General features: G+C 35.3%; 6 protein-coding genes. 5 read left to right on the forward strand and 1 reads right to left on the reverse strand.

The genetic code is table 11. From position 1 onward, the window contains the following. The first annotated feature begins 153 nt into the window (after nt 1-153). The 5 genes from JMA43_RS11875 (at nt 154) to JMA43_RS11895 (ending at nt 6725) form a co-directional block, all read left to right on the forward strand. The gene (locus tag JMA43_RS11875) at nt 154-2382 is read left to right on the forward strand and encodes an NADP-dependent isocitrate dehydrogenase (protein WP_342156841.1); all 2229 of its coding nucleotides are present in this window, start codon (nt 154-156) and stop codon (nt 2380-2382) included. A 105-nt stretch (nt 2383-2487) separates the two neighbouring features. Beyond that, nucleotides 2488-4860 (forward strand): TonB-dependent receptor, encoded by a 2373-nt coding sequence (locus JMA43_RS11880; RefSeq protein ID WP_342156842.1) that lies wholly within the window; start codon nt 2488-2490, stop codon nt 4858-4860. A 3-nt stretch (nt 4861-4863) separates the two neighbouring features. Then, complete coding sequence (locus JMA43_RS11885) at nt 4864-5670, forward strand: DUF4249 domain-containing protein (RefSeq protein WP_342156843.1); 807 nt, start codon at nt 4864-4866, stop codon at nt 5668-5670. Nucleotides 5671-5689: 19 nt separating this feature from the next. Beyond that, nucleotides 5690-6514 (forward strand): N-acetylmuramic acid 6-phosphate etherase, encoded by an 825-nt coding sequence (murQ, locus tag JMA43_RS11890; RefSeq protein ID WP_342156844.1) that lies wholly within the window; start codon nt 5690-5692, stop codon nt 6512-6514. Then, nucleotides 6498-6725, forward strand: a complete 228-nt coding sequence (locus JMA43_RS11895; RefSeq protein ID WP_342156845.1) for a DUF6095 family protein — start codon at nt 6498-6500, stop codon at nt 6723-6725. Before murQ ends, JMA43_RS11895 begins: the two co-directional genes overlap by 17 nt. 8 nt (nt 6726-6733) lie before the next feature. Here the strand turns inward: JMA43_RS11895 and JMA43_RS11900 are convergent. After that, a partial coding sequence (locus tag JMA43_RS11900) for a hypothetical protein (protein ID WP_342156846.1) occupies nt 6734-6975 on the reverse strand: 242 nt, incomplete at its 5' end.

Consider the following 6975-nt stretch of genomic DNA (forward strand, 5'->3'; position numbering starts at 1 on the left):
TTTACAATATTTTCTTTGCGCTTCTCTTCTTCGTCATTCAATTTCGTTTGCTTTTATAACTATTTTCCTGTAATTGGTTAGCATTCTATTACCAAAAAAATGTTTTAAATTGTATATTTGCGAAGTTTAATTAAAAATTAGTTCTTCAAATAAATGTCACATAAACCAAAAATTCTTTATACCAAAACAGACGAAGCCCCAGCATTAGCAACATACTCATGGCTTTCTATTGTTAAAGCTTACACAGCAACATCAAATATAGATATCCAAACCAAAGACATCTCTCTAGCAGCTAGAATTTTGGCTGTATTTCCAGATGTATTAACAAAAGAGCAACAAGTTCCAAACGATTTACAAGAGCTTGGAGAAATTGCAAAAACACCTGAGGCAAATATTATCAAACTTCCAAACATTAGTGCTTCAATTCCTCAATTAGAAGATGCTATTGAAGAGTTACAAGCAAAAGGATTTAATATTCCAAACTATCCGCACGAACCAAAAACCGATGCAGAAAAAGAAATTAAATCACGTTATGATAGTATCAAAGGGAGCGCTGTAAATCCAGTATTAAGAGAAGGTAACTCTGACAGAAGAGCTCCAAAAGCGGTAAAAAACTACGCCAAGAAAAATCCACACTCAATGGGTGCATGGTCTGCTAGTTCGAAATCGCATGTAGCAACAATGACAGAAGGAGATTTTCGTTCAAACGAAAAATCGCTAACTATCGATAATGCTCAAAATTTAAAAATACAATTTGTTGGTAACGACGGTAGCACTAAAACTTTAAAAGAACAAGTAAAAGTTCTTGATAAAGAAGTTATTGACGCTACTGTAATGAGCAGAAAAGCATTAGTAAACTTCTTAGAAGCGCAAGTAAAAGATGCAAAAGAGCAAGATATCCTTTTCTCTGTGCATTTAAAAGCGACGATGATGAAGGTGTCCGATCCTATTATTTTTGGACATACAGTAAAAGTTTTCTTCAAAGAACTTTTCGACAAACACGGTGCTATTCTTGAAAAAATCAACGTAGAAGAAAATAACGGTTTAGGAGATTTACTTGACAAAGTAGAAACACTTCCTGATGCTGAGAAAAAAGAAGTAAAAGCAACTATCGAAGCTATTATTGCTACACAACCAGATTTAGCAATGGTAAATTCTGATAAAGGAATTACAAACTTACATGTACCAAGTGACGTTATTATCGATGCTTCAATGCCAGCGATGATTCGTAACTCTGGGCAAATGTGGAACAAAGACGGAAAAAGTCAAGACACAAAAGCGGTTATTCCAGATAGTAGCTACTCAAGTGTTTACCAAGCTACTATCGATTTCTGTAAAGAAAACGGAGCTTTCGATCCTACCACAATGGGAACTGTTCCTAATGTTGGATTAATGGCTCAAAAAGCTGAAGAATATGGTTCGCACGATAAAACTTTTGAAATTTCTGGAAACGGAAAAGTTCAAGTTTTAGATGAAAGTGGAGCTGTAGTTATAGAGCACAATGTTGAAGAAGGTGATATTTGGAGAATGTGTCAAGCAAAAGATTTACCTATTCAAGATTGGGTTAAACTTGCAGTAACACGTGCTAGAGCAACCAACACGCCAGCAGTTTTCTGGTTGGATGAAAACAGAGCACACGATGCCGAGCTTATCAAAAAAGTAAATGTTTATTTAAAAGATCACGATACTTCAGGATTAGACATCAGAATTATGTCTCCAGAAGAAGCTACGCACTTTACACTCGCAAGAATCAAAAAAGGTGAAGATACAATTTCAGTAACAGGAAACGTATTAAGAGATTACCTTACCGATCTTTTCCCTATTCTTGAAGTTGGAACTAGTGCAAAAATGCTTTCGATTGTTCCTTTAATGAATGGTGGTGGTTTATTCGAAACAGGTGCAGGAGGTTCAGCTCCAAAACACGTAGAACAATTCTTAGAAGAAGGACATTTACGTTGGGATTCTTTAGGTGAATTTTTAGCACTTGCTGTTTCATTAGAACATTACAGCAATGTAAACAACAATAGCAAAGCCAAAGTATTAGCTACAACTTTAGATGAAGCTACCGGGAAGTTCTTAGAAGAAGACAAATCTCCTTCAAGAAAAGTAGGCGAACTCGATACTCGTGGAAGTCATTTTTATTTAGGTTTATATTGGGCGCAAGCATTAGCTCAGCAAAATGATGATGCTGAACTAAAAAGCGTGTTTACTCCAATTGCAAAAGAACTTACAGAAAAAGAAGCTATCATTGTAAAAGAGTTAAACGATGCACAAGGGCAAGCTATCAATATCGACGGATACTATTTCCCAGATGTTGAGAAAACACAACAAGCAATGCAACCAAGCGCTACTTTCAATAGCATATTAGCACAATTGAAATAATTATTTCAATAAATACATATCATAAAAGCCTGCAGTAGCAGGCTTTTTTTTATCACTTTTTTAAAGGTCGTCTGTAGAATTACTCTTATTTTAGTAAAAAAAAGAATGACCAACTTTTTAAAGTTATGCTTGTTTTTTCTCTTCGGAATTTCAATTTCCTATGCACAAGAACAAGTTACCATAAGTGGTACCATAACCGATACTTCAAGCAACGAAACCCTTATTGGCGTTAATGTTATTTTTCCAGATTTACAAACTGGTACTACAACCAACGAATACGGCTTCTACTCTATCACAATCCCAAAAGGAACACATGCCATCCTTATTAGTTACCTCGGGTTTAATTCTATTTCAGAAAAAATAACTATTTCTTCCAATACTAAAAAAGATTACAGTCTTATGGCTTCTTCTGAAGAATTAGATGAAGTTGTTGTAGAGCAAAATATTGAACGTATCAATATTAAGAAACCTGAAATGAGTGTGAATAGCATGAGCGCTGCCACCATCAAAAAAATTCCTGTTGTTCTAGGGGAAGCCGACGTTATAAAATCTATTTTACTTTTACCCGGTGTTAGTAATGCTGGCGAAGCTTCTTCTGGCTTTAATGTTCGTGGAGGTGCAGCCGATCAAAATTTAATTCTTTTAGACGAAGCTATTATTTTTAATTCCTCTCACCTTTTTGGATTCTTTTCAGTTTTTAATCCTGATGCTATCAAAAATTTAAAATTGTACAAAGGAGGAATTCCATCACGTTATGGAGGAAGGATTTCATCAGTACTCGATATTTATCAAAAAGATGGAAACAGTAAAGATTTTCATATGACGGGTGGTATTGGTGCCGTTTCAAGTAGAGTTCTAGCTGAAGGACCTATCGTAAAAGATAAAGGTTCGTTCCTTATTGGCGGACGAAGCTCGTATGCACATCTATTTTTAAAATTATCCGACAATGAAAATTCCGCTTACTTTTACGATCTCAACACTAAACTATCTTACAAACTAAACCAAAATAACAGTTTATTTCTTTCTGGGTACTTTGGTCGAGATGTGTTTGACATCGCGGAAGCTTTTAAAAATACCTACGGAAATTCGGTTGTTAACTTACGTTGGAATCATCTTTTTTCTGATAAACTATTTTCCAATCTATCTTTAATTTACAGTGATTATTACTACGGACTCACACTCGATTTTGTTGGGTTTAATTGGAACAGTGGGATCAATAATTTCAATATTAAGTACGATTTTAAACATTACATTTCCAACAAGTTTAAACTTCACTACGGAATAAACAATGTGTACTACAAATTTAATCCTGGAGAAATCGAACCCGAAGGAGACGATTCTGGAATTAACTACATGAAATTAACCGATAAATATGCTAACGAAGCTGCTGCATATATCGATATTGAACATCAAATCACCGAAAAACTAGCCATTGAATACGGAGTCCGACTTAGCAGATTCGACCGTTTTGGGCAAGATGAAATCAACGTTTATGAAAATGACAATCCTGTAATTTACAATCAAGAACTAGGGATTTACGAAAAGGCAACTCCTATCGACACCATTAGTGTAAGTCGTAGTAAATCAGTCAAATCATTTACAAATTTAGAACCGCGTATAGCGGCTTCGTACATTCTTGATGAAACTCAATCTATAAAAGCGAGTTACAACCGGATGACACAGTACTTACATTTAATTACCAACACCAGCTCTCCTACCCCTCTCGATGTTTGGGCGCCAAGCGGATCGTTTATCAAACCACAACTGCTCGATCAATATGCTGTGGGATATTTTAAAAATATTAAAAACAATGCGTATTCCTTAGAAACCGAAGTTTTTTATAAAAACATACAAAATAGAATTGATTATATTGATGGAGCCGATTTAATTGCCAACGATGCAATTGAACAAGTAATTTTAAATGGTGAAGCAAAAGCCTACGGAATGGAAATTTTATTCAGAAAAAATGAAGGAAAACTACAAGGTTGGCTGTCATATACGTTATCAGAATCTAAACAGCGTACGCCCGGTAGAACCGACTTTGAACCTGGAATTAACAACGGAAATTGGTACTACACGCCCTACGATAAAACACACGACATTTCGCTAACAGCTAGTTATACCTTAACACCAAAATGGAATTTCGGAGGGAATTTTATTTTCCAAACAGGGAGACCAGCTTCCTATCCAAACGGACAATATGAATACGAAGGTATTACTATTCCGAGCTATGGCGAACGAAACAATAGCAGACTTCCTTCATACAATCGTTTGGATCTTTCTGCTACCTATATTCCGAAGCCACAAAAAAATAAAGGTTGGCAAAGCGAATGGGTTTTTAGTATTTACAATGTTTACAACCGTAAAAATGCAGCTTCGGTTACGTTTAGAGAAAATACAGAAGAAATGAGAAACGAAGCTGTAAAGTTATCCATCTACGGAATCATCCCATCTGTAACCTACAATTTTAAATTTTAGAAAATGAAAAAACTCATCTATATATCCCTCATAATTTTCACGCTAACTTCATGTGAAGAAGTGATTGATGTCGATCTAGAAACTGCACCACCACGGCTTGTGGTAGAAGCTTCCATCAATTGGGTTAAAGGAACTAGCGGAAATTCACAATACATTAGACTTTCTACAACAGCTCCATATTTTGACACCGAAATTCCAGCTGTAAATAACGCCGAAGTTTATATTACAGATGAAAATGGAAATCAGTATAATTTTTTAGAAGATGGAGATACAGGGTACTATTACACGCAAAACTTTATCCCAGAGTTAAATAAGACCTATTTCCTAACAGTTATAACTGATGGTGAAACTTATACGGCTGAAGAAACTTTTCTTCCTGTATCAGATTTAGAGTATGTAACGCAACAAAATGGCGAAGTTTTTTCCGAAGAATATATCGAACTGAAGGCTTACTTTAATGATCCAACCGACGAAACAAATTTTTATTTTTATTCTTTTTATGCTGAAAATGACAACACAATCAATGTTCAGGAAGATCGCTTGGTAAACGGAAACGAAATGTTTGCATATTTTAATAGTGAAGATTTACTTCCTGGTGACGAAGTTGAAATCAATCTCTACGGAGTTTCCGAAAGATACTTTACTTACGTCAACACCTTATTATCGCAAACTGGAGAAGATGGAGGTCCTTTTGAAACGCAACCTGCCACTGTAAGAGGGAATATTGTAAACACAACAAATCCAGATAATTTTGCCTTCGGATATTTTAGATTATCAGAAACAGACACCTTTACCTATACAGTTGAATAATATTTTTTACTTTTGAAACATGGATTTCACAAAAACTACAGAGCAGTCTTCAAATTACAATCATTTAGAAAAAATGACTGTAAACGAATTACTTACAAATATAAATAATGAAGACAAAACAGTGCCACACGCTGTAGAAAAAGAGATCAAATCTATAGAAGCGCTTGTAAATATAGTTGTATCAAAACTTGAAAATGGTGGCCGACTTTTCTATATGGGAGCTGGCACTAGCGGCCGACTAGGAGTTGTAGATGCATCAGAATGTCCACCTACATTTGGCGTACCACACGATTTGGTTATCGGAATAATTGCTGGTGGCGAAACAGCTATTAGAAAAGCTGTTGAATTTGCAGAAGACATTGAGAATCAAGGTTGGAAAGATTTAAAAACACACAATATTTCAGATAAAGATGTTGTTATTGGTATTGCTGCTTCTGGAACAACCCCTTACGTTATTGGTGCACTAAAAGAATGCAATAAAAATAATATTGCTACTGGTTGTATCACTTGCAATAAAAATAGTCCGTTAGCAAACGAAGCTAAATATCCAATTGAAGTAGTTGTAGGTCCAGAATTTGTTACAGGGAGCTCACGAATGAAAGCAGGAACAGCGCAAAAATTAGTACTAAACATGATTTCAACAGCAACCATGATTCGCCTCGGAAAAGTTCAAGGCAACAAAATGGTCGATATGCAACTAAGTAATATTAAACTTGTTGACCGTGGTATACGCATGATAATGGATGAAATCCCTGTTAATAAGGACGTTGCTAGTCATTTATTAAAAACACACGGAAGTGTTCGCAATGCCATAAATGCACACAAAAATGAAACGAACCAATAGAGAACTACTCATAAAAAGCTTAAAATACTTTGCTTACACGCTATTCCTAATGTTTTTGGCTCCAACCGTCATCTATCAAGCCTTTAAAAACCAAACACATCCATGGTATTGGCCAGTACTAATCGTAGGAATTCTTTTGGCTATTACAGCAATCGCAATGGGATTTTACAGCTTAAAAGTTATAATGAAATCATTTTTCGGCGACGAATAATATCACACTTAATTCACAAAAAGTAACATACTTTCAAGAGTATCAAAACTATACAAAGTCACATAACAATCAGTTGTGTGGCTTTTTTTATGTATATAAGGGCGTTCCCCTATCGGGTCGGGCTTTACGTTATATCTTTGTTCGTAACTCACAAAGGATGTCACTCCAATCCCTAACGCAGAGGTAGTTTGAGGTTTAAAAAATTTGAAGTTTATTGTTTCAATGTTAATTCCCTCTTTGAGTCTATGAA

Origin of the sequence: Joostella sp. CR20, assembly GCF_038433465.1 — a bacterium.
In the GTDB taxonomy this organism is placed as follows: Bacteria; Bacteroidota; Bacteroidia; order Flavobacteriales; family Flavobacteriaceae; genus Galbibacter.